Raw genomic sequence first — 22959 nt, forward strand, 5'->3', positions numbered from 1 at the left:
GCAGCGTCGGGTGAGGCGGGAAGCGGTGTGTCAGCCGACGAGACCGTCGGCCAGTTCCTCGGAGAGAGTGGACTCGGTGCCGGGGATGCCGAGGTCCTGTGCGCGCTTGTCGGCCATCGCCAGCAGCCGGCGGATCCGGCCCGCGACCGCGTCCTTCGTCAGCGGCGGGTCGGCGAGCGCGCCCAGCTCCTCCAGGGAGGCCTGCTTGTGCTCCATGCGCAGCCGGCCGGCGGCGGCGAGGTGCTCGGGCACCTCCTCGCCCAGGATCTCCAGCGCGCGCTGGACCCGGGCGCCTGCCGCGACCGCGGCCCGTGCCGAGCGGCGGAGGTTGGCGTCGTCGAAGTTGGCGAGGCGGTTGGCGGTGGCCCGGACCTCGCGCCGCATCCGGCGCTCCTCCCAGGCGAGCACCGACTCGTGCGCGCCCAGACGCGTCAACAGCGCGCCGATCGCATCACCGTCACGGACGACGACGCGGTCCACACCGCGTACCTCCCGCGCCTTCGCGGCGATGGAGAGCCGGCGGGCCGCGCCGACCAGCGCGAGCGCCGCCTCGGGGCCGGGGCAGGTGACCTCCAGCGACGAGGAGCGGCCGGGCTCGGTCAGCGAGCCATGGGCCAGGAACGCCCCGCGCCAGGCGGCCTCCGCGTCACAGGTGGCACCGGAGACGACCTGCGGCGGCAGGCCCCGGATCGGCCTCCCCCGGCCGTCGACCAGCCCTGTCTGGCGGGCGAGCTGGTCGCCGCCCGCCACCACGCGTACGACATAGCGCGAGCCGCGGCGCAGTCCCCCGGGCGCCATCACCATCAGCTCGGAACTGTGTCCGAAGATCTCCAGGATGTCCCGCTTCAGCCGGCGCGCGGCGATGCCGGTGTCCAGCTCCGCCTCGATCACGATGCGGCCGCTCACCAGGTGCAGCCCGCCCGCGAACCGCAGGATCGCCGAGACCTCCGCCTTTCTGCAGCAGGTCCGGGTGACGGGAAGCCGGGAGATTTCGTCCTTCACCGCTGCCGTCATCGCCATGGGCCGATCCTTCCATGCATCCGAAAAATACGGTCGTACGCGGCGGCCAACAGCTCCGGATCATGCTTCGGAACGCCGTCGGGCGAGGCCACGGGGGCCAGCTCGACCGCGGCGCCGAGGCTCTTTGCGGCATCGGCGAGGGACTCTCGGTCGGGCACGGCGGCCTCGTCGGCCAGCACCACGTCGAGGGCGAGTTTAGGCGCGTGTCGTCCCAAAACCTCCAAATGACGCTGCGGTGAGAAGCCTTCTGTTTCGCCGGGTTGGGGCGCGAGGTTCAACGACAGGACCCGGCGGGCCTTCGTCTCGACCAGCGCGTCCAGCAGTTCGGGCACCAGAAGGTGCGGAATCACCGACGAGAACCAGGATCCGGGCCCGAGAACCACCCAGTCGGCGTCCCGTACGGCGGCGACGGCCTCCGGGACGGCCGGCGGGTCGTGCGGCACGAGGTGCACGGACTGCACCTCTCCCGGGGTGAGCGCCACGGTCGCCTGCCCCCGGACCGTCTCCACGTCGTCCGGGCGCGCCGGATCGTGGCCCCTGACCAGAGCCTGGAGCTCCAGCGGCACGGCGGACATGGGCAGCACCCGGCCGTGCGCGCCGAGCAGCCTGCCGATGAGGTCGAGTGCCTGGACGTGGTCGCCCAGCTGTTCCCACAGCGCCACCATCAGCAGATTGCCGACGGCGTGCTCGTGCAGATCGCCCTTGGACTGGAAGCGGTGCTGGATCACCCGGGCCCAGGTCTGGCCCCATTCGTCGTCGCCGCACAGGGCCGCCAGCGCCTTGCGCAGATCTCCGGGCGGCAGGACGCCCAGCTCCTCCCGGAGCCGGCCGCTGGAGCCGCCGTCGTCGGCGACGGTGACGACCGCGGTGAGGTCGCCGGTGATACGGCGCAGGGCCGTGAGCGACGCGGAGAGGCCCATGCCGCCGCCGAGGGCGACGACCTTGGGCTGGGCGCCGCGGTTCCGCCCCGCGAGCGTGTGCGCGGTCCTGCGCAGCCGACGCAGACGGATGGCCTGTCCGCTCACTCGCGCCCCATGTCACGGTGGACGACGACCGTCTCGACGCCCGCGGAGGAGAGCCGGGCGGCGAGCTTCTCGGACGTGGCGACGGAGCGGTGCTTGCCGCCCGTGCAGCCGACGGCGATGGTCACGTACCGCTTGCCCTCACGGCGGTAGCCGGCGGCGATCAGCTGGAGCAGCTCGGTGTAGCGGTCGAGGAACTCCTTGGCGCCGGGCTGGTTGAAGACGTAGTTCGACACCTCTTCGTTCAGGCCGGTGAAGGGGCGGAGCTCCGGGACCCAGTGCGGGTTCGGCAGGAACCGCATGTCGACCACGAGGTCCGCGTCCACGGGAAGCCCGTACTTGAAGCCGAACGACATGACCGTGGCCCGCAGCTCGGGCTCTTCGTCGCCGGCGAACTGGGCGTCCATCTTGGCCCGCAGCTCGTGCACGTTCAGGCTGGAGGTGTCGATCACCAGGTCGGCGTCGCCGCGCAGCTCACGCAGCAGATCGCGCTCGGCCGCGATGCCGTCGACGATCCTGCCGTCGCCCTGGAGGGGGTGCGGCCTGCGGACCGACTCGAAGCGGCGGACCAGGGCGTCGTCGGAGGACTCCAGGAACACGATCCGGCGCGTGACCTGCTTGGAGTCGAGGTCGGCGAGGGATTCGCGGAGGTTGTCGAAGAACCGCCGGCCGCGGACGTCGACGACGACCGCGATCCGGGCCACATTGCCCTGCGAGCGGGCCCCGAGCTCCACCATGGTGGGGATCAGGGCGGGTGGGAGGTTGTCGACGACGAACCAGCCGAGGTCCTCCAGACACTTGGCCGCCGTGCTGCGCCCGGCGCCGGACATACCGGAGATGATCACCAGCTCGGGGATGGCCGCGTCCGCGGCACCGCCGGGCTCGATCGTCGTGCCCGTACTCACGTCTGCTCCGTCTCCGTCGTGCTCGGTCATGTCGTACTGCCCCCGTCGTTCTCTTCCATGATCTCTCCTGTTGCCGTATTCACGGCAGGGACGGCCGGAGCCGCCTGGGCAAGGGCAACGACCACGGATTCCGCCGTCTTGCGGCCCATGCCGGGAACCTCGCAGATCTGCTCGATTGTCGCCTGCCGCAGCCGCTTGACCGACCCGAAATGCTTGATCAGCGCCTGTTTGCGGGTCTCGCCCAGACCGGGCACCGCGTCCAGCGGGCTGGTCCTGATGCGCTTGGTCCGCTTGGAGCGCTGGTAGCGGATGGCGAAGTCGTGGGCGGTGTCCCGGACGCGCTGGAGGAGGTACAGGCCCTCGCTGGAGCGCGGCAGGATCACCGGGTCGTCCTCACGCGGCAGCCAGACCTCTTCCAGCCGCTTGGCCAGTCCGCAGACCGCGACGTCGTCGATGCCCAGCTCGTCGAGCGCGCGCTGGGCCGCGGCCACCTGCGGCTTTCCGCCGTCGACGACGACGAGCTGCGGCGGGTACGCGAACCGCTTGGGCTTCCCGTCGTCCTCGGCGGGCGCGTCCTCACCGATCCACTCGCCGGTCCTGTCCTTCTCGGCGAGATAGCGGCGGAAGCGCCGGCTGATCACCTCGTGCATGGACCGGACGTCGTCCTGGCCCTCGAAGGTCTTGATCTGGAAGCGGCGGTACTCGCTCTTGCGTGCCAGGCCGTCCTCGAAGACCACCATGGAGGCCACGACGTCCTCGCCCTGGAGGTGGGAGATGTCGAAGCACTCGATCCGCAGCGGCGCCGAGTCCAGCCCGAGGGCCTCCGCGATCTCCTCCAGCGCGCGTGAGCGCGTCGTGAGGTCGCTGGCGCGCTTGGTCTTGTGCAGGCCCAGCGCCTGGAGCGCATTGCGCTGGACCGTCGCCATCAGGTCCTTCTTGTCCCCGCGCTGGGGGATGCGCAGGGAGACGTTCGAACCCCGGCGCTGGCCGAGCCACTGGCTGACCGCGTCCGAGTCGTCGGGGAGGGCGGGGACGAGGACCTCCTTGGGCACCGCGTCGCCGCTCTCCTCGCCGTACAGCTGCTGGAGCGCGTGCTCGACGAGCCCGGCGGTGTCGACGGCCTCGACCTTGTCGGTGACCCAGCCGCGCTGTCCGCGCACCCGGCCGCCGCGGACGTGGAAGATCTGCACGGCCGCTTCCAGCTCGTCCTCGGCGACCGCGATCACATCGGCGTCGGTGGCGTCGGCGAGCACGACGGCGTTCTTCTCCAGGGCGCGCCGGAGAGCCCCTATGTCGTCCCGCAGCCGGGCCGCCCGCTCGTACTCCATCTCCTCGGCCGCGTCGGTCATCTGCCGCTCCAGGCGGCGGATGTACGTGCCGGTGCGGCCGGCCATGAAGTCGCAGAACTCGTCGGCCAGTTCGCGGTGCTCCTCGGGTGTGACCCGCCCGACGCAGGGAGCGGAGCACTTGCCGATGTAGCCGAGCAGACAGGGCCGGCCCTTCTGCTGGTGGTTCCTGAAGACTCCGGCGGAGCAGGTGCGCACGGGGAAGACGCGCAGCATCAGGTCGACGGTCTCGCGGATCGCCCAGGCGTGGCCGTACGGACCGAAGTACCGCACTCCCTTGCGCTTGGCGCCGCGCATCACCTGGACGCGCGGGAACTCCTCGTTCAGGGTGACGGCGAGGTAGGGATAGCTCTTGTCGTCCCGGTACTTGACGTTGAACCGCGGGTCGTACTCCTTGATCCAGGAGTACTCCAGCTGGAGCGCCTCGACCTCGGTGGAGACGACGGTCCACTCGACGGAGGCCGCTGTGGTGACCATCGTCGCCGTGCGCGGGTGCAGATTGGCCAGGTCCTGGAAGTAGCTGGCGAGGCGCTGGCGGAGGCTTTTCGCCTTCCCGACGTAGATCACCCGGCGGTGATCGTCGCGGAACCGGTAGACCCCCGGCGAGTCGGGGATCTCTCCCGGCTTGGGACGGTAGCTGGAGGGGTCTGCCATGCCGACCACCCTACTGGCGGGGGGTGACACCGCGGGGCGCGCGGGCGTGCACCGGACCGGAGGCTCCAGCCGCTCTCAGGTGCCGCTACGGCGTCCGGCGCGGCTCGCCCCGGGACGGGCTCCGCTCACCGTGCGAGAGGCTGCCGGCACGGCGCGTGCGCAAGGGGGACGGAGCGCGTCCGGGGACGCTGCGGTTGTGCCCGAATCCTTGTCGCGGATAGGTCAACCCGCTTCAATGCGGTGGACACGGGACTGTGAACGCGCGACCGGGATGTGAACACCTCCCCGCCCCGGCCGGACGGCCGGGCCGCGCGCTGACAGGGGCCGTTCCCGTCCTGACCGTTCATCCGGGCCGTCGCAGGCCGCGCAGCCGTACCCCGAAGCCGCTGGAGGTTCCATGGGTCGCCCCGACCTTGACACCGCCGATCTGGCACAGGTGCTGCACACCGGGCCGTTCCATCTGGCGCTGCGGGCCGCCCTCGCGGTGCGCGGACTGCCGCTCCAGCGGGTGCAGCACCATCTCGCCCACCGCGGCATCAAGGTCGGGGTGACCAGTCTCAGTTACTGGCAGCAGGGCGCCCGCCGGCCGCAGCGTCCGGAGTCGCTGCGGGCGGTACGCGCGCTGGAGGAGGTGCTGGAGCTGCCCGGCAACTCACTGACCCGGCTGCTCGGGGTCGGCGAGCACGGGGCGGGCCTCGACGTCGAACGTCCCGCCGGACGCTCGTACCGCTCCCTGGCCGAGGTGTCCGGCGTCGTGGAGCGGCTGCTCGCCGACATGGAGACGCCGAAGGACACCGGACTGCACACCGTGGGACACCACGAGCGCGTGCGCATCGGCGCCGGGCGGGAACTGGTGGGCCGCGATTCCCAGCATGTCGTCCGCGCCCACCGCGACGGTGTCGACCGCTATCTGGCCATCCACCACGGGGACCCCGGCTGTGACCCGGCCCTGGTCCGGGTGAGCGCGCTGGAGAACTGCCGTACGGGCCGGGTCCGCCGGCACCGCGAGACCGGGATCACCGTCGCGGAACTGCTCTTCGATGCCCGGCTGCGGGCGGGTGAGACCTATCTCTTCGGCTACGGCTTCGAGGACGGCACCGGCGGCCCGAGCAGTGAGTACGTCCGCGGCTTCACCTTCGCGGGCGGGCAATACGTACTTCAGGTGCGGTTCGACGAGGGGGCCCTGCCGGCCCGGTGCCGCCGGTTCGCCCAGGCCACCACGGGTGCTCCGCGGGGGGCCCGGACGGCTCTGACGATCAGCGGCAGGCACCGTACGGTGCATCTGGTCGAGCAGGGTGTGCGCCCCGGGATTCTCGGCATCGACTGGGACTGGGAGTGAGCCCGGACCGGCCGACATCGCCGGCCGGTGGCCGGTGACCGGTGTGCCGGACGTCTTACGCGCTCGGCCCCGCGACGAGCTTTCCGCCCTTGGCGGTCACCGGCACCTCGGGCAGCGGCACGGTCGCCGGGCCCTGGAGCGCCTTGCCGGTGGTCACGTCGAAGCGGCTGCCGTGGCACGGGCAGTTGCCCTCGGTGCCTTCGACCTTGTCGAGGACACAGCCGGCGTGGGTGCACTGGGCGCTGAACGCCCGGTACTGGCCCGCGGCCGGGCAGCTCACGATCAGGCGCTGCTCGCGGTAGAGCTTGGCACCACCGACCGGAACGGCGTCGGCCGCGCCCAGATCGACGGGCGCGGTCGGTGTGGGGTTCTCCGCGTGGCCGAGCTTGGACTCGGTGGAGCAGGCGGCGACCCCGAGGCCGGCGGCCCCGGCGAGGGCGGCGCCTTTCAGCACGGTGCGGCGGGCGGCTGAGGGGTGGCCGGACATGCAGACTCCACAGGTCAGAGCATCGGTCGCAGGGCCTGCGACAGACCCGACAATACCGGCGCGTACCCGCGGCCCCGAGGGCGGGATACCTCCCCCGGGCCGCGGTAATGAGTTACGTTCTGGCCCGTGATCGTCGTCGCCGGTGAATCCCTGATCGACCTGGTCCCGCACGGGGACGGCGAGCCCCTGCCGACGCTGCTGCCGCGCCTCGGCGGCGGACCGTACAACACCGCCGTGGCGCTGGGGCGGCTCGGCGCGCGCGCCGCCTTCTGCTCCCGGATGTCCACGGACGGCTTCGGGGAGGCGCTGCTGGCCGGCCTGCGGGACGCGGGCGTCGACACCGGACTGGTGGCGCGCGGCCCGGAGCCGACAACGCTGGCGGTCGCGTCCCTCGGCGCGGACGGCTCCGCCGGCTACGGCTTCTACGCCGAGGGCAGCGCAGACCGGCTGTTCGAGCTGCCGCCCCGACTGCCGGACGCGGCACGGGCGGTGGCCTTCGGCACGTGCTCGCTGGTGCTGGAGCCGGGCGCGAGCGCGTACGAGGCGCTGTTGCGGCGGGAGGCGGAGCGCGGGCTGTTCACGCTGCTCGACCCGAACATCAGACCGGGGCTGATCCCGGACGCGGACGCCTACCGAGCACGGTTCGCGGGCTGGCTGCCGTCCGTGTCCCTGCTGAAGCTCTCGGAGGACGACGCCCGCTGGCTGGGCGGTGTGCCCGAGGGCCCGGCGGCGGTGGTCCTGACGCGGGGCGACGAGGGCATGCGCGTGCGGACGCGGACCGGGACGGAGGTCTCCGTGCCCGCGACACAGGTGCGCGTCGCCGACACCATCGGCGCGGGCGACACGGTGAACGCGGCCCTGTTGCACGGTCTCGCGGCCCGGGACGCCCTGTCGGCGGACGGCATGGCCCGGCTGGACGCGGAGGGCTGGCGTGAGGTGCTGGTCTTCGCGGCACGAGCGGCGGCGGTGACCTGCTCCCGTACCGGGGCGGAACCGCCCTACGCCTGGGAACTGCGCCAGGACTGACGAGCCGTCCGGCGGGCTGTCGGTCGAGCCGTCCGGGTTCGAAAACCGGCCGAACGACATCGGTCTCCCCCCGATGAGCTCGGGGAGAGACCGATGACGCTGCCGACTACGGTGATCAGGCCCTGCGGGCTACGGTGCTCATGCCTTGCGGGCGCGAGCCGCCGTCTTCTTCGCCGCCGTCTTCTTGGCCACCGTCTTCTTGGCCACCGCCTTCTTCGCGGTGTTCTTGGTGACGGGTGCCTTCACGGTGGGGACCGAGTTCGCGGCGGCCGTGGTCGCGGGCTTCTTCGCCGCGGCCTTCCTGGTGCCCGAGCGCGCCTGCGGCACCACCGCGTCGCTGATCCGCTCCGTGTCCAGGATGTCCCGCAGGAACTTGCCGGTGTGGCTGGTCGGGACTCCGGCGATCTGCTCCGGAGTGCCTTCCGCGATGACGAGTCCGCCGCCGCTGCCGCCCTCCGGTCCCATGTCGACGACCCAGTCCGCGGTCTTGATCACATCGAGGTTGTGCTCGATGACGATGACCGTGTTCCCCTTGTCGACCAGCCCGGACAGCACGTTGATCAGCTTGCTGATGTCCTCGAAGTGCAGACCGGTCGTCGGCTCGTCGAGCACGTACACCGTGCTGCCGGTCGAGCGCTTCTGGAGCTCGGACGCCAGCTTCACCCGCTGGGCCTCACCTCCGGAGAGGGTCGGCGCGGACTGGCCGAGGCGGACGTAACCGAGACCGACCTCGTTGAGCGTGCGCAGATGACGGGAGATCGTCGGGACGGCCTCGAAGAAGTCCAGGGCCTCCTCGATCGGCATGTCCAGCACCTCGGCGATGGACTTGCCCTTGTAGTGGACCTCCAGGGTCTCCCGGTTGTAGCGCGCACCGTGGCAGACCTCGCACGGGACGTACACGTCCGGAAGGAAGTTCATCTCGATCTTGATGGTGCCGTCGCCCGAGCAGTTCTCGCAGCGGCCGCCCTTGACGTTGAAGGAGAACCGGCCGGGGAGATAGCCCCGGACCTTGGCCTCCATCGTCTCGGCGAAGAGCCTGCGGACATGGTCGAAGACACCGGTGTACGTCGCAGGGTTGGACCGCGGCGTGCGGCCGATCGGCGACTGGTCGACATGCACGACCTTGTCGACGAGGTCGTCGCCGTCGACGCGGGTGTGCCGTCCGGGCACCGACTTGGCGCCGTTCAGCTCACGCGCCAGGTGCGTGTAGAGGATGTCGTTGACCAGGGTCGACTTGCCGGAGCCGGAGACACCGGTGACGGCGGTGAGGACACCGAGCGGGAAGGAGACGTCGATGTCCCGCAGGTTGTTCTCACGGGCGCCGTGGACGGTGAGCTGCCGTCCCGGGTCCATGGGCCGGCGGATGTCGGGGGTCGGGATGGACCGCTTCCCGGCGAGGTACTGACCGGTGATCGACGCCTTGTTGGCGAGCAGATCCTTGAGCGAGCCCGAGTGCACGACCTTGCCGCCGTGCTCGCCGGCGCCCGGACCGATGTCGACGACCCAGTCGGCCACCTTGATGGTGTCCTCGTCGTGCTCGACGACGATGAGGGTGTTGCCCATGTCACGGAGCCGGACGAGGGTCTCGATGAGCCGGTGGTTGTCGCGCTGGTGCAGACCGATGGACGGCTCGTCCAGGACGTACAGCACGCCGACGAGTCCGGAGCCGATCTGGGTGGCGAGCCGGATGCGCTGGGCCTCGCCGCCGGAGAGGGTGCCGGCCGCGCGGTTCAGCGAGAGGTAGTCCAGGCCGACGTCGACCAGGAACCGCAGCCGCTCGTTGACCTCCTTGAGCACCCGCTCGGCGATCTTCTTGTCCCGGGCGTTCAGCGTCAGACGGCCGAGGAACTCGGCGCACTCGCTGATCGACATCGCGGAGACGTCGGCGATGGACTTCTCCATCACCGTCACCGCGAGGACGATCGGCTTCAGCCGGGTGCCCTGGCAGGTGGGACAGGGGACTTCGCGCATGTAGCCCTCGAAGCGCTCCCTGCTGGAGTCGCTCTCGGCCTCCTGATGCCGCCGCTTGACGAACTGCACCGCGCCTTCGAAGGCGGGCGTGGTGTACGCGCGCTCCCTGCCGTACCTATTGCGGTAGCGGACCTCGACCTGGGTCTTGTGGCCGTACAGCAGGGCCTTCTTGGCACGCTGCGGCAGTCCGCCCCAGGGCATGTCGGTGGAGAACCCGAGCGCCTGGGCGAGCCCGCCGATCAGCCGGCCGAAGTACTCCTTGGTGTGGCCGTGCGACCAGGGGTGGATCGCACCCTCGTCGAGGGACTTCTCCTCGTCCGGGACGATCAGCTCGGGATCGACCTCCATGCGCGTGCCGATGCCGGTGCAGTCGGGGCAGGCGCCGAAGGGGGAGTTGAAGGAGAACGAGCGCGGCTCGAGCTCCTCGAAGGACAGGTCGTCGTACGGGCAGTACAGATGCTCCGAGTACATCCGCTCGCGCTCGGGGTCGTCCTCCGGGAGATCGACGAAGTCGAGCACGACCATGCCGCCGGAGAGGCCGAGCGCGGTCTCCACGGAGTCGGTCAGCCGGCGCTTGGCGCTGTCCTTGACCGTGAGGCGGTCGATGACCACCTCGATGGTGTGCTTCTCCTGCTTCTTCAGCGTCGGCGGCTCGGCGAGCTGGATCGTCTGCCCGTCGACCCGGGCCCGGCTGTATCCCTTGGTCTGGAGATCGGAGAAGAGGTCGACGAACTCGCCCTTGCGCTCGCGCACCAGCGGCGAGAGCACCTGGAAGCGGCTGCCCTCGGGAAGCTCGAGCACCCTGTCGACGATGGCCTGCGGCGACTGGCGCGTGATGGGCCGGCCGCACTCGGGACAGTGCGGCTTGCCGATCCGCGCGAACAGCAGACGGAGGTAGTCGTAGACCTCGGTGATGGTGCCGACCGTCGAGCGCGGGTTGCGCGAGGTCGACTTCTGGTCGATGGAGACGGCCGGGGAGAGACCCTCGATGAAGTCGACGTCCGGCTTGTCCATCTGCCCGAGGAACTGGCGGGCGTACGACGACAGGGATTCCACGTACCGGCGCTGGCCCTCGGCGAAGATCGTGTCGAAGGCGAGCGAGGACTTGCCCGACCCGGAGAGCCCCGTGAAGACGATGAGGGAGTCACGGGGGAGGTCGAGCGAAACGTTCTTGAGATTGTGCTCGCGAGCGCCACGAACGATGAGACGGTCGGCCACGCCGGGTCCGCACCTTTCTTCAGAGAAGCGGGGGCACCGGCCCCCGTCCCAGACTGTTCCAGCCTACGGAGGGCGCCAGATCGATGAATGCCAGACAAGCAAGGATGCCTCGGACCAGGCTATAGCACGTGCATTCGATTACAGACCGCGCTCTGCCACCTTCACCCGAACGTGTGGCGCGGCTATCGTCGGCCTCATGATCGATCCCATGCGCGACCTGGCATCTGTACGTGAAGCGACGGAGCGGCTGCTCAGCGCAGTCGACTCCATGGACAACGCCGTCCTCGCCGGTCCGTCACGGCTACCGGGCTGGAGCCGCGGACATGTCCTTGCTCATGTATCCCGTAACGCCGACGCGATCGTAAATATTCTCGAGGGCCGGCCGATGTACGCGAGCGCCGAGGCGCGCGAGGCCGACATCGAGCGTGACGCGCCGCGTCCGCTGGACGTACAGCTCGCCGACCTGCGCGACAGCGCGGCCCGCCTGGAGGCCGTGGGCGCGCTCCCCGCCGACTGGCGGCGCACGGTCCAGCTGCGCAACGGCGTCACCGATGCCGCCGCCCGGGTCCCCTTCCGCCGGCTCGTCGAGGTCGAGCTGCACCATGTGGATCTCGACGTGGGCTACGAGCTGGAGGATCTGCCGCAGGAGTTCACCGCCCGGGAGATCGACTTCCTCGCGCAGCGCTTCTCCGGCCGGCCGGACGTGCCCCCGACCCGGATCGCCGCGACGGACGGCTCCGGCGGCGAGTGGCACACCGGCGGCACCGACGGCGCCCCTGTCACCGTCTCCGGCCCTTCGGCCGCGCTCGTGGGCTGGCTCGCCGGCCGCCGGGACGGGGCCTCCCTGGACACCGCGGGAGCCCTGCTGCCCGCGCTGCCCCCGCTATAGGCTGATCTCCATGACGTACAGCGGAGTGGTGAAGGTCGGCGGCGCTGCGGACGTTCACGAACTGACGGACCTGATGATCTCCAAGGTCGCCGTCGGTCCGATGGACAACAACGCATTTCTGCTGCGCTGCCGCGCCACGGACGAGCAGTTGCTGATCGACGCGGCGAACGAGCCGGAGACGCTGCTCCGGCTGATCGGCGACGACTCCATCGCCTCGGTGGTCACCACACACCGCCACGGCGACCACTGGCAGGCACTCGCCGATGTGGTCGGGGCGACGGGCGCGCGCACGTACGCGGGGCGCTTCGACGCCGAGGGCATTCCCGTCGCCACGGACGTGCAGGTCGAGGACGGCGACGTCATCCGCGTCGGCCGGGTCGAGCTGACCGCCCGGCATCTGGTGGGCCACACCCCGGGGTCGATCGTCCTGGTCTACGACGACCCGCACGGCCACCCGCACATCTTCACCGGCGACTGCCTCTTCCCCGGCGGGGTGGGCAACACCCGCAAGGACCCGGTGGCGTTCCAGAGCCTGATCGACGGTGTCGAGGAGAAGCTCTTCGGGCCGTTGCCGGACGAGACGTGGGTGTACCCGGGCCACGGCAAGGACACGACGCTCGGCGACGAGCGGCCGCACCTGGCGGAGTGGCGCCGGCGCGGCTGGTGACCGCGCGGCCGTACGGGGTTCCGGCACCCGGGCGGCGTGGGAGACGGGTCCGCGTCCGAGCGGCTGTGCGCGTGGGTGCGCGTCCTGACGGCTGTGCGGGTCGGTCCGCGTCCTGGCGGCTGTGCACGTGGGTCCGCGTTCCGGGCGACTGTCCGCGTGGGCCCGCGTCCGGTCTGTGGGTCCGCGGCCGGAGAGAAACCGTTGTCGTCCGGCGCCTGCGCACGGTTAGCCTCCGGGCATGACGCAGCCCGTCCACCCTCCCAAGCCCCGTCCCGGCGACCGGATCGCGGTCCTCTCGCCCTCCAGCGCACTTCCGGGACTGCTGCCGCTGCCGTTCGAGCTCGGTCTCGCCCGGCTCCGTGACGACTTCGGGCTCGTCCCGGTCGAGTACCCGACGACCCGCCGGATGGGCTCGTCGCCACGGGAGCGGGCCCACGACATCCACGCGGCCTTCGCGGATCCCGGCATCACGGCCGTCGTCGCAAGCATCGGCGGGGACGACCAGATCACCGTGCTGCCGCATCTGGACCGGGAGTTGATCCGGGCCAACCCGAAGCCCTTCTTCGGATACAGCGACAACACGGCCCTGCACTGCTACCTCTGGAACACCGGCATCGTCAGCTACCACGGCGGCAGCGTGATGGTCGAGCTCGGCCGCCCGGGGGCCATGGCCCCGCTGACCGCCGACTCGATGCGGGCCGCCCTGTTCACCTCGGGTCCGTACGAACTGCGCGCAGCCGACCGGTTCCGGGTCGTCGACCGGGACTGGGCGGACCCGGCGACGTTCGAGGCCGAGCCGGAGACGGATCCGGGCGGCGGCTGGCTGTGGCACGGGCCCGAGCGCGTCGTCGAGGGGCGTTCGTGGGGCGGAAGTCTCGAAGTGCTGGCCGGGCTGCTGATGGCGGACCGCGAGATCAGCTCCGACCTCTCGGCGTACGACGGCGGAGTGCTGCTGCTGGAGACCTCAGAGGAACTGCCGTCGGCCGAGGAGGTGTTCCGCATCCTGCGCGCCATGGGCGAGCGGGGGCTGCTGGAGCGGTTCGACGCGCTGCTGATGGGCCGGGCCAAGACCTGGTCCTTCGAGCGGCCCGGCGACCACGAGGAACGGGCCCGGTACGCGCGCGACCAGCGCGAGGCGGTGCTGCGAGCCCTGGCGGCGTACGCGCCGGACCTGATGGCCGTCTTCGACGTCGACCTCGGGCACACCGATCCGCAGCTGATCGTTCCCTACGGCGGGCTTGTGCGGGTGGACGGGCCGGCCGGGCGCATCACGGTGACGTACTGACTGGCCGAAGGCCGGGGGCAGCTGGCGGGGACGCGGGAACGCCGGTGGGCGGGGACAGCAGCCGCTGTCCCCGCCCACCGCTCATGAGGTCCGTCAGGCCTCGATGCTGTCCTTCTCCGGCGACTCCGGCGTCTGGGCCGCCTCGCGCTCGGACTGCCTCTTGGAGGCGATCAGGCTGGTGATCGTGGTGATGATCAGCACGCCGCAGATGACCGCCAGCGAGACCGGGATCGAGATCTCGGGGACATGCACCCCGCTCTCGTGCAGTGCGTGCAACACCAGTTTCACGCCGATGAAGCCGAGGATCACCGACAGGCCGTAGCTGAGGTGGACCAGCTTCCTCAGCAGTCCGCCGATCAGGAAGTACAGCTGCCGCAGACCCATCAGGGCGAAGGCGTTGGCGGCGAAGACGATGTACGGGTCCTGGGTGAGGCCGAAGATCGCCGGGATCGAGTCCAGCGCGAACAGCACGTCCGTGGTGCCGATGGCCAGCATGACCACCATCAGCGGGGTCAGGACGCGCTTGCCGTTGTTGCGGATGAAGAGCTTCGTGCCGTGGTACTTGTCGGCGACGCCGAACTTCTTCTCGATGGACTTCAGGAGACGGTTCTCCTCGAACTCCTCGTCCTCGTCGTCGGCCCGCGCCTCCTGGATGAGCTTCCAGGCGGTGTAGATCAAGAACGCACCGAAGATGTAGAAGACCCAGGAGAAGCTGGCGATGATCGCGGCACCGGCGGCGATGAAGATCGCTCGCAGGACCAGGGCGATCAGCACACCGATGAGCAGCACCCGCTGCTGGAGGTGTGAGGGCACCGAGAACTTCGCCATGATCAGGACGAAGACGAAGAGGTTGTCGACGCTGAGCGATTTCTCGGTGATGAAGCCCGCGAAGAACTCGCCGGACGCCTGGCTCTCGCCCGCCATCAACAGGCCCAGGCCGAACAGCGCGGCGAGGACGATCCAGACGATCGTCCAGATTCCGGCTTCCTTGATGGACACGTCATGGGGCTTGCGCCCGATGAAGAAGTCCACGGCGATGAGGGCTGACAGACCAAGAATGGTCAGCAACCAGATGTTCAATGAAACGTCCACTGCGCCTCCGGCTTCGTACGGCTACTGATCAGCGTCGTCGCTGCCGGAGGTCTCCTCCACCCGAGCGGTCCTTGCCGCTCCGGCCGGCGCCCCGGGACCTGTGAATCGGTCCGTATTGACGGGCACGCCGCAGTCGGGAGTACTCCCCTCCGTTCAAAAGGAGAGTACAGGTATCCCCAAGGAAAGGTAAAGCGAGGGGTAAAGGACGGTTCAAATCCGCAGGTCAGCGGCCCCAGTTACGGCGGGCGGCGGTCACCGCGTCCAGCACCTGACGCAGCACCGCGCTGCCCGGCGGCACCGTCAGCGGCTGGTACGTCCAGGCGTGCCGGACCCAGGGGTCGGCGAGATGGTCGTCCGGCACGGGCGTGATCCGCAGGAGGGACCGCCACAGCGGGTCCAGCACCGGTCCGTAGGCGCTCGCGTCCTCGCGGTCCGCGACCATCATCAGGTGCACACCGACCGCCGGACCCTCGTCGGCGAGGTAGCGCAACTGGGTGACGGCCCGGTCGTCGAAGCCGTGCGGGAAGTCGTTGACGATCAGCAGCTGCTCGCCGGTGTCCAGGTCGGGCGGAAGGGCGTCGGCCGCGCCTCCGCGCACCGCCATCGTCACCAGGTCCACCCGCTGGGTGAGCTTGGCGAGCGTGTCGCTCACACCCTGCGCGCCGGTCGCGGGCGGGCCCGCGAGAGCGCCCGACTCGACCAGCGGGGCGAGCGATGCCGCTGCGGTACGGGCGGGGTCGATGACATGGACGGTGAACTCGCCGGGCGGGTAGACACCGAGCAGCCGGGCCGCGTGCGAGACCGCGCAGTCCACGGCGAGCTTTCGCAACTGGCCCTCGTCCAGCATCATCGCGGCCTCGGAGCCGGTGCGTCCGCTGTCCACCCACAGACCGCGCTCCAGCGGCAGCCTGATCAGGAACGGGATGCGCAGCTCCGGCGTCTCGGGCAGCTGGAGATCACCGAGGCGCAGGGCCATCGGGATCTCCATGGGCACGCGGTAGGCGTGCCAGACCGGGTTGTCCCAGCGCGCGAAGGCCGGCGGCAGGGCCGGCTCGACGACGTCGGACTCGGCCGACAGCTGGGCCAGGTCCCGGTCGAGCGCCTGGCGCGCCTGGGTGGTCAGCTCCTCGCACTTGGCACGGGCCGCCGCACGGGCGGTGTCCCCGGCGCCGCCGATACGGCTGCGCGGGTCGGACAGGGCCCGGTCCAGTTCCTGGTCGAGGCGGTTCTCGGCGAACTCGACCGCGCTGCGGTAGGCGGCTACCGCACGGGCCAGGTCCTCGAACATCCCCCAGATCTGGTTGTAGAGCCGCTCCTCCATGGACCAGCCGGTGGCGTCGCCGGCGACGGGCCGGGCGGGCTGTCCGGGCTCGGCGGCCGGCGCGGCGGGAGGCGGCGGGGGTGGGGCCGAGCGGCGGCGCGGGTGCGCGTAGTCGATGGGGCCGCCGGATCCCGGCGGGGCGTCGGGTGTGGTGGCCTGCTGGGGTTCGGCAGGTGCCGGGGCCTGACCGCCGCCGGCCCCGAGGCCGTCCGCGACCGTCGGGTCCACCGCGGAGGTCTGGCCGGAGGCCGGGCGGGTGTAGGCGCCGTCGGCGCCGCGGGTGTTCAGCGGCGCGGGCGCGGTCCGCGGACTGCGCGGGGCGGCGACGGCCTGGATCTCGGCGGCCTTCTCACGGGCGGTGGCCAGTCCCTGGTCGCCGAGGAGCTGGGCGAGCCCGCCCGCGTACCCCTGGCCCATGGCGCGCACCTTCCAGGCGCCCTGGCGGCGGTAGACCTCGACGGCGACGAGCGCCGTCTCGGTGTCCAGACCGGTGATGGTGAAGCTGGCCACCTCGCTGCCGTCCTCGGCGACGACGGCGAGGAACGGGGCGGCCGTGGCGCCGAACTGGGACGGGCCGCCGGTGCCTTCGGGGAGCGCGAGCAGGATGTTGAGCCGGTGAACGGCCGCGGGTACCGCCGGCAGGTCGACGGCGAAGCGGGGCGCCTCGGTGGCCTGGCGGGGTACCTCGACGCCGTGGACGGTGGGCGATCCGGGGTGGGCGATCCAGTCGTCCCGGACGGCGCCCCGCTCGTCGGCGCAGGTCGCGCAGGCCACGACAGGGTGTCCGGCCGACACCCGTATCTCCAGGCGGGCGTCGGGCAGTGGATGGTTCTGCCCCCGGACCAGCTCGGCCGTCATCGCCTTGTCCCCTCGTGCTGTGGTCGGTGCTGCGCGGTGGTGCCAATCGGTGCAGCTCCCGGCGGCCTCATGCCTCCGGGAGCTGCGTCGTCCGTGCGAGCCGTGCTTACAGGTGCGGCAGGATCGACGGCATCAGGTCCTGGAAGGTGCGGCCGTTGGCGGGGTTGCCGAGGGCCGTCATCTGCCAGCCCGAGCCCGCGCGGTGCACCTTCGCCATGATCTGGGCGGTGTACTGGCCACCGCCGTCGAGCGTGTAGCGGGCGAGCTCCTGGCCGTTCGTCTCGTCGACGATGCGGCAGAAGGCGTTCTGCACCTCCTGGAACGTCTGGCCGGTGAAGGAGTTCACCGTGAAGACGATCTGGTCGATGTGGACCGGCACTCGCTGAAGATCGACGAGGATCGCCTCGTCGTCGCCGCCCGAACCCGCCCCGCCGACCAGGTTGTCACCGGTGTGCTTCACCGAACCGTCGTCGCTGACCAGGTGACGGAAGAAGACCACGTCCACCGGCTGCTTGTCGGCGAACAGCACCGCCGAGGCATCCAGATCGATCTCCCTGGTGCGCGAGCCGAACAGACCGCGCCGGGGCGCCGCCTGCCAGCCGAGCCCCATCCGTACAGCCGTGAGGGTGCCCCCGTCGCTCTTCTGCAGGCTGATGGCCTGACCCTTGGTCATGTTGACCGTCACGCGCTGTCCCCTTCTCCCTGAATTCCGCCGCCCAACGCGCGGCTTCCCAGCACCCTACGCAGTTGCGTCAACGGTGCAGCACAAATGGCTCGATTTTGTGTCGGTCTTGCAACACACCAGGTGTGCGGGGGCTGCCGCACACCTGGTGAGCGGGGTGGTGGCCCCGCCCGTGGGACGGGCTCAGGCCACACCCGCCTCCTTCATCTGACGGAGCTCCTTCTTCAACTCGCCGACCTCGTCGCGCAGCCGGGCCGCCACCTCGAACTGCAGATCCGCGGCGGCCGCTCGCATCCGGTCGGTCATCTCCTCGATGATTCCGGCCAGTTCGGCGGCGGGCCGGTCGCTCAGCACCTCGCCCTTCCTGCCCGCCTTGCCGCCGAGCGCGGGGACGGGGGCCTTGGCTCCCTTGCCCGGCTTCTCCGCCTTCGCCTGCCGGTAGCCGGTGCCGAGCAGCTGCTCGGTGTCGACCTCCTCGCGCGCGATGGTGGCGACGATGTCGTTGATCTTCTTGCGCAGCGGCTGGGGGTCGATGCCCCGCTCGGTGTTGTAGGCGATCTGCTTCTCCCGGCGGCGGTTGGTCTCCTCGATGGCCTTCTCCATCGCCGGGGTGACCTTGTCCGCGTACATATGGACCTGGCCGGAGACGTTGCGCGCCGCGCGGCCGATGGTCTGGATCAGCGAGGTGCCGGAGCGCAGGAAGCCCTCCTTGTCGGCGTCGAGGATCGCCACCAGGGACACCTCGGGGAGGTCGAGGCCCTCCCGCAGGAGATTGATGCCGACCAGCACGTCGTACTCGCCGGCGCGCAGCTCGCGCAGCAGCTCGACGCGGCGCAGGGTGTCGACGTCGCTGTGCAGATAGCGGACCTGGATGCCCAGTTCGAGGAAGTAGTCGGTGAGGTCTTCTGCCATCTTCTTGGTGAGGGTGGTGACGAGGACCCGTTCGTTCTTCTCCGTGCGCAGCCGGATCTCGTGCACCAGGTCGTCGATCTGACCCTCGGTCGGCTTGACGACGACCTCCGGGTCGACGAGTCCGGTGGGGCGGATGATCTGCTCCACGAATCCGTCGCCGCGGGAGAGTTCGTACGCACCGGGGGTGGCCGACAGATACACGGTCTGGCCGGTCCGCTCCTTGAACTCCTCCCACTTCAGCGGGCGGTTGTCGAGCGCGGAGGGCAGCCGGAAGCCGTGGTCGACCAGGGTCCGCTTACGGGACGCGTCGCCCTCGTACATCGCGCCGATCTGCGGAACGGTGACGTGCGACTCGTCGATCACGAGGAGGAAGTCCTCGGGGAAGTAGTCGAGAAGGGTGTTGGGCGGCGAGCCGGGTCCGCGGTCGTCGAAGTGCATCGAGTAGTTCTCGATGCCCGAGCAGGAGCCGATCTGGCGCATCATCTCGAGGTCGTAGGTGGTGCGCATCCGCAGCCGCTGCGACTCCAGGAGCTTGCCCTGCTTGTCCAGCTCGGCCAGCCGCTGCTCCAGCTCCGCCTCGATGCCGTTGACCGCCTTCTCCATGCGCTCGGGGCCCGCGACGTAGTGGGTCGCCGGGAACACGTAGAGCGACTGGTCCTCGCTGATGATCTCGCCGGTGAGCGGGTGGAGGGTGGAGAGCGCCTCGATCTCGTCGCCGAACATCTCGATGCGGACCGCGAGCTCCTCGTAGACCGGGAAGATCTCGATGGTGTCGCCGCGGACCCGGAAGGTGCCGCGCTGGAACGCCGCGTCGTTGCGCGTGTACTGGATGTCGACGAAACGGCGCAGCAGCTGGTCGCGGTCGATCTCCTCGCCGACCTTGAGCTGCACCATGCGGTCGACGTACTCCTGCGGGGTGCCGAGGCCGTAGATGCACGAGACGGAGGCGACGACGATCACGTCACGCCGGGTGAGCAGCGAATTGGTCGCGGAGTGGCGCAGCCGCTCGACCTCTTCGTTGATCGAGGAGTCCTTCTCGATGTAGGTGTCCGACTGCGGGACGTAGGCCTCGGGCTGGTAGTAGTCGTAGTACGAGACGAAGTACTCGACGGCGTTGTTCGGCAGGAGCTCGCGGAACTCGTTCGCCAGCTGGGCGGCCAGCGTCTTGTTCGGCGCCATTACCAGGGTGGGGCGCTGGAGCTTCTCGATCATCCAGGCGGTCGTCGCCGACTTGCCGGTGCCGGTCGCGCCGAGCAGCACGACATCGTCCTCACCCGCGCGGATACGGCGCTCCAGGTCGGCGATGGCCGCGGGCTGGTCGCCACTGGGCTGAAAGGGACTGACGACCTCGAAGGGCGCCACCGTACGTTCGATCTTGGAAACGGGCCGCATGGATCCAACGGTACGACCCCCCACTGACAACCGGGCTCGAGTCCGTCCTGTGGATCAGGCCGGATCGGGCCGGATCGGGCCGGCGCCCCCGGGAATCGCCCCCTCCGGGGCGGCCGCCGTGGTCACCAGCTGTCGGACCGGTGCCGCTCGCCCCTCTCGACCGCCCAGCCGGGCGCCCGGTACCCGGACGGGCTCCCCGTGCGCTGGGCCGGCACCCCGGGGCGCAGGTCCGTGCTCCCGGGCGCCCGCCGGTCCGGCTCTCCCAGCATCAGGAGCGGGTCGAACATCACCACCACCCCCGCCAGCACGAGGAAGATCACGGGGCCGATCAGCATGGGGAGGAGCAGTGCGGCGGGGTCGTCGCCCGTGCCCGCGGCGCCCGCGGCTCCGTGCAGATGGACGCTGACGGCCGCCATGCCGGTGTAGTGCATGCCGCTCACGGCCACGCCCATGACCAGGCCGGCGCCGAGGCCGGCCAGGAGGCCGTGGACGGAGACCGCCGCCCACAGGGCGATCGTGGCCGCGGCGACGGCGATCACCACGGACGCGGCGACGGTCACGGTGTCGTACGCCAGAGCCCCCTGGAGCCGCATCCCCGCCATGCCGAGGTAGTGCATGGAGGCGATGCCGAGGCCGGTGATCGTGCCGCCGGTGACCAGGGCCATCGGCGTGGCCCCGCGGTAGCCGACGAGGAAGATCCCGATGCCGGTCATGAGGACGGCGACGCCGAGCCCGGCGAAGACGACCGGCCGGTCGTAGGCGATCGGCGCCTCGTCCACGCTGAAGCCCAGCATCGCGATGAAGTGCATGCTCCAGATGCCGGAGCCGATCGCGGTCGCGCCGAGCGCCAGCCAGCCGGCCTTGAACGACCCCCTGTTGCGGACGGACCGTGCCGTGCAGCGGAGCCCGAGGGCACCGCCCAGCCACGCCATCACAAACGCGGCCACGGGCGTGACGAGTCCGTAGCTGAAGCCGTCGACTGTTCCCTGCATACCTCTGACGCCCTTCGCTCCCGGCGCGATTCCGCGGTTCTGCGGTTCTGCGGTTCTGCGGTTCTGCGGTTCTGCGATTCCCGCAATCCTGGATCCCCCACGATCCTGAGGGAACGTCCGGTCAGGGGCCGAGGGTATGACTCCGGCCACGGTTGGCAAACAGGTGTGCGGAGATTTGTCGACACGAGAGCGGACACGCGATGTGTTCTGGGTGGATCCGTTCACGTTCTGGCCATACTTCGCCTGTTCCGCGTTGACCGGCGGGTGTCACTCTCGGCCCGTCCGTGACCGACACCGTGAGGAGTCAAGGTGTACGCACGTCCCGTCGCCGCAACTGCCGCCGCCGTCCTGGGAGTCGGAGCGGCCCTGCTGTCCCCTCCGGCGGCCGCCGCCGGCCCGAGCCCCGCCGAGACCGCGGGCCGGCACGGCGAACCGATCGTCTTCGCCCACCGAGGTGCTTCCGCGTACGCCCCGGAGAACACCCTCGCGGCCGTGGACCTCGCCGCCGACATGGGCTTCGCCTGGGTCGAGAACGACGTCCAGCGCACCAAGGACGGTGAACTCGTCGTCGTCCACGACGACTCACTGGCCCGCACCACGGACGTCGAGCAGCGGTTCCCCGCACGGTCGCCCTGGAAGGTCAAGGACTTCACGGCCGCCGAGATCGCGACGCTGGACGCGGGCAGCTGGTTCGGCCCCAAGTGGTCGGGCGCCCGGGTGCCGACCCTGAAGCAGTACCTGAACCGCGTCGAGCACAACGGCCAGAAGCTGCTGCTCGAGATCAAGAAGCCCGAGCTCTACCCCGGCATCGAGAAGGACACCCTGCGCGTGCTGCGCCAGGAGGGTTGGCTCGACCGCGGGCACGTCCGCTGCCGCCTCGTGATCCAGAGCTTCGGGGCGGCCAGTGTGCGGGAGGTGCACCGTCAGCGCCCCGACGTCACCACCGGATTCCTGGGCACGCCCGCGGTGGCCGATCTGCCGTCGTACGCGGCGTACACCGACCAGATCAACCCGACGTACAGCACCCTCACCGCCGACTACGTGACCGCCGTCCACCGGCTCAAGGGGGCGCACGGCAAGCGGCTCCAGGTGAACACCTGGACCGTGGACGACGCGGCGAACGCCGAACGGGTCGCCGGGTACGGCGTCGACGGCATCATCACCAACAAGCCCGACGTGGTGGCGGACGCGGTGGGCTGAGGCGCTCCGAGCCGCAGCCCGAAGGCACTGTCAGTGCCCGGTCGTACGGTGGTCCGCATGAAGAGCTTCGAGTGGACCGTCGTGAGCACGGACATCGGGCCCCTGCTGGTCGCCGCGACCGAGCAGGGCCTGGTGAGCGTCGTCTTCCACGCGGACGCGGGCATACGCGACCGGGCGCTCGGGCAGCTGGCCGGGCGCCTGGGCGCCGAGCCGGTCGAGGACGCGACCGGCAGGCTGAAGGAGCCGGTGCGCCAGCTGACGGAGTACTTCGCGGGCGGCCTGCGGGAGTTCACGCTGCCGCTCGACTGGTCGCTGTCGGGCGGCTTCAACCGTGAGGTGCTGCGCGAGCTCGCCGCCGGCGTCCCCTTCGGCACGGTCGTCGGCTACGGCGACCTGGCGTCCCGGGTGGGCCAGCCGGGTGCCGCCCAGGCCGTGGGGGCGGCCATGGGGTCCAATCCGCTGCCGGTGGTGGTGCCCTGCCACCGCGTGGTGGAGACCGACGGCAAGCTGGGGGGCTTCGGCGGCGGTCTGGAGACGAAGCGGAAGCTGCTGGCCCTGGAGGGGGTTCTGCCGGAGCCGCTGTTCTGAGGCGGGCGGATCCGGCCGTGCGCCCCGGGGCTCGTGGTTTCGCACGGCCGTGCGAGCTGCCAGACTGCGTCAGTGACTCTCCGCGCTGACGCA

18 protein-coding genes are annotated in these 22959 nt (G+C 70.6%); 7 read left to right on the plus strand and 11 right to left on the minus strand.

The window, feature by feature from the left end:
* Window positions 1-30: 30 nt before the first annotated feature.
* The 4 genes from whiA to uvrC are packed head-to-tail and all read right to left on the minus strand — an operon-like array spanning window position 31 to window position 4947.
* Window positions 31-1020 carry a DNA-binding protein WhiA gene (gene whiA / locus OHA05_RS08330; RefSeq protein ID WP_313947013.1) on the minus strand — a complete coding sequence of 330 codons (990 nt, stop codon included), beginning with the start codon at window positions 1018-1020 and terminating at the stop codon, window positions 31-33.
* Window positions 1011-2045, minus strand: a complete 1035-nt coding sequence (locus tag OHA05_RS08335; protein WP_313947012.1) for a gluconeogenesis factor YvcK family protein — start codon at window positions 2043-2045, stop codon at window positions 1011-1013. The genes whiA and OHA05_RS08335 overlap by 10 nt, the downstream gene beginning before the upstream one ends.
* On the minus strand, window positions 2042-2977 hold the full coding sequence (gene rapZ, locus OHA05_RS08340; RefSeq protein ID WP_313947011.1) for an RNase adapter RapZ: 936 nt from the start codon (window positions 2975-2977) through the stop codon (window positions 2042-2044). The genes OHA05_RS08335 and rapZ overlap by 4 nt, the downstream gene beginning before the upstream one ends.
* Entirely contained in the window at window positions 2974-4947 is a 1974-nt protein-coding gene (gene uvrC / locus OHA05_RS08345) for an excinuclease ABC subunit UvrC (RefSeq protein ID WP_313947010.1), read from the minus strand. Before uvrC ends, rapZ begins: the two co-directional genes overlap by 4 nt.
* Window positions 4948-5344: 397 nt before the next feature.
* On the opposite strand from uvrC, the gene OHA05_RS08350 reads away from it, so the two are divergent.
* The gene (locus OHA05_RS08350) at window positions 5345-6286 is read left to right on the plus strand and encodes a hypothetical protein (protein ID WP_328860187.1); all 942 of its coding nucleotides are present in this window, start codon (window positions 5345-5347) and stop codon (window positions 6284-6286) included.
* A gap of 55 nt (window positions 6287-6341) precedes the next feature.
* Here the strand turns inward: OHA05_RS08350 and OHA05_RS08355 are convergent, their stop codons facing one another.
* Entirely contained in the window at window positions 6342-6773 is a 432-nt protein-coding gene (locus tag OHA05_RS08355) for a Rieske (2Fe-2S) protein (protein ID WP_313947008.1), read from the minus strand.
* Window positions 6774-6899: 126 nt separating this feature from the next.
* Here OHA05_RS08355 and OHA05_RS08360 point away from each other — a divergent pair, with 126 nt between their 5' ends.
* Window positions 6900-7799 carry a carbohydrate kinase family protein gene (locus tag OHA05_RS08360; RefSeq protein WP_328860188.1) on the plus strand — a complete coding sequence of 300 codons (900 nt, stop codon included), beginning with the start codon at window positions 6900-6902 and terminating at the stop codon, window positions 7797-7799.
* 138 nt (window positions 7800-7937) lie between these two features.
* On the opposite strand, the gene uvrA is transcribed toward OHA05_RS08360, so the two are convergent.
* A complete protein-coding gene (uvrA, locus tag OHA05_RS08365) occupies window positions 7938-10988 on the minus strand; it encodes an excinuclease ABC subunit UvrA (protein WP_328860189.1) in 3051 nt (1016 codons plus the stop codon).
* Window positions 10989-11184: 196 nt separating this feature from the next.
* Between uvrA and OHA05_RS08370 the strand changes: the two genes are divergently transcribed.
* The 3 genes from OHA05_RS08370 to OHA05_RS08380 all read left to right on the plus strand — a co-directional run bounded on the left by OHA05_RS08370 (window position 11185) and on the right by OHA05_RS08380 (window position 13829).
* Window positions 11185-11877, plus strand: a complete 693-nt coding sequence (locus OHA05_RS08370) for a maleylpyruvate isomerase family mycothiol-dependent enzyme (protein ID WP_328860190.1) — start codon at window positions 11185-11187, stop codon at window positions 11875-11877.
* Window positions 11878-11887: 10 nt separating this feature from the next.
* Window positions 11888-12544, plus strand: a complete 657-nt coding sequence (locus OHA05_RS08375) for an MBL fold metallo-hydrolase (RefSeq protein ID WP_328860191.1) — start codon at window positions 11888-11890, stop codon at window positions 12542-12544.
* A gap of 238 nt (window positions 12545-12782) precedes the next feature.
* The gene (locus OHA05_RS08380; RefSeq protein WP_328860192.1) at window positions 12783-13829 is read left to right on the plus strand and encodes a S66 family peptidase; all 1047 of its coding nucleotides are present in this window, start codon (window positions 12783-12785) and stop codon (window positions 13827-13829) included.
* 93 nt (window positions 13830-13922) lie between these two features.
* Here the strand turns inward: OHA05_RS08380 and OHA05_RS08385 are convergent, their stop codons facing one another.
* From OHA05_RS08385 to OHA05_RS08405, 5 genes are all read right to left on the minus strand, one after another.
* A complete protein-coding gene (locus OHA05_RS08385; RefSeq protein ID WP_313947002.1) occupies window positions 13923-14921 on the minus strand; it encodes a TerC/Alx family metal homeostasis membrane protein in 999 nt (332 codons plus the stop codon).
* 223 nt (window positions 14922-15144) lie between these two features.
* Window positions 15145-17100, minus strand: coding sequence for a TerD family protein (locus OHA05_RS08390; RefSeq protein ID WP_328860193.1), 1956 nt, complete (start codon window positions 17098-17100; stop codon window positions 15145-15147).
* A gap of 106 nt (window positions 17101-17206) precedes the next feature.
* The gene (locus OHA05_RS08395) at window positions 17207-17785 is read right to left on the minus strand and encodes a TerD family protein (RefSeq protein ID WP_096629140.1); all 579 of its coding nucleotides are present in this window, start codon (window positions 17783-17785) and stop codon (window positions 17207-17209) included.
* Window positions 17786-17965: 180 nt separating this feature from the next.
* Complete coding sequence (gene uvrB, locus OHA05_RS08400) at window positions 17966-20086, minus strand: excinuclease ABC subunit UvrB (protein ID WP_313947000.1); 2121 nt, start codon at window positions 20084-20086, stop codon at window positions 17966-17968.
* 122 nt (window positions 20087-20208) lie between these two features.
* A complete protein-coding gene (locus OHA05_RS08405) occupies window positions 20209-21078 on the minus strand; it encodes an MHYT domain-containing protein (RefSeq protein ID WP_328860194.1) in 870 nt (289 codons plus the stop codon).
* Between the two features lie 309 nt (window positions 21079-21387).
* On the opposite strand from OHA05_RS08405, the gene OHA05_RS08410 reads away from it, so the two are divergent.
* Both OHA05_RS08410 and OHA05_RS08415 read left to right on the plus strand, forming a co-directional pair.
* Window positions 21388-22278 carry a glycerophosphodiester phosphodiesterase gene (locus tag OHA05_RS08410; RefSeq protein ID WP_328860195.1) on the plus strand — a complete coding sequence of 297 codons (891 nt, stop codon included), beginning with the start codon at window positions 21388-21390 and terminating at the stop codon, window positions 22276-22278.
* Window positions 22279-22335: 57 nt separating this feature from the next.
* Entirely contained in the window at window positions 22336-22866 is a 531-nt protein-coding gene (locus OHA05_RS08415) for a methylated-DNA--[protein]-cysteine S-methyltransferase (RefSeq protein WP_313946997.1), read from the plus strand.
* The last annotated feature ends 93 nt before the right edge of the window (window positions 22867-22959 follow it).

It is taken from the genome of Streptomyces sp. NBC_00306 (assembly GCF_036169555.1).
GTDB lineage: Bacteria > Actinomycetota > Actinomycetes > Streptomycetales > Streptomycetaceae > Streptomyces > Streptomyces achmelvichensis.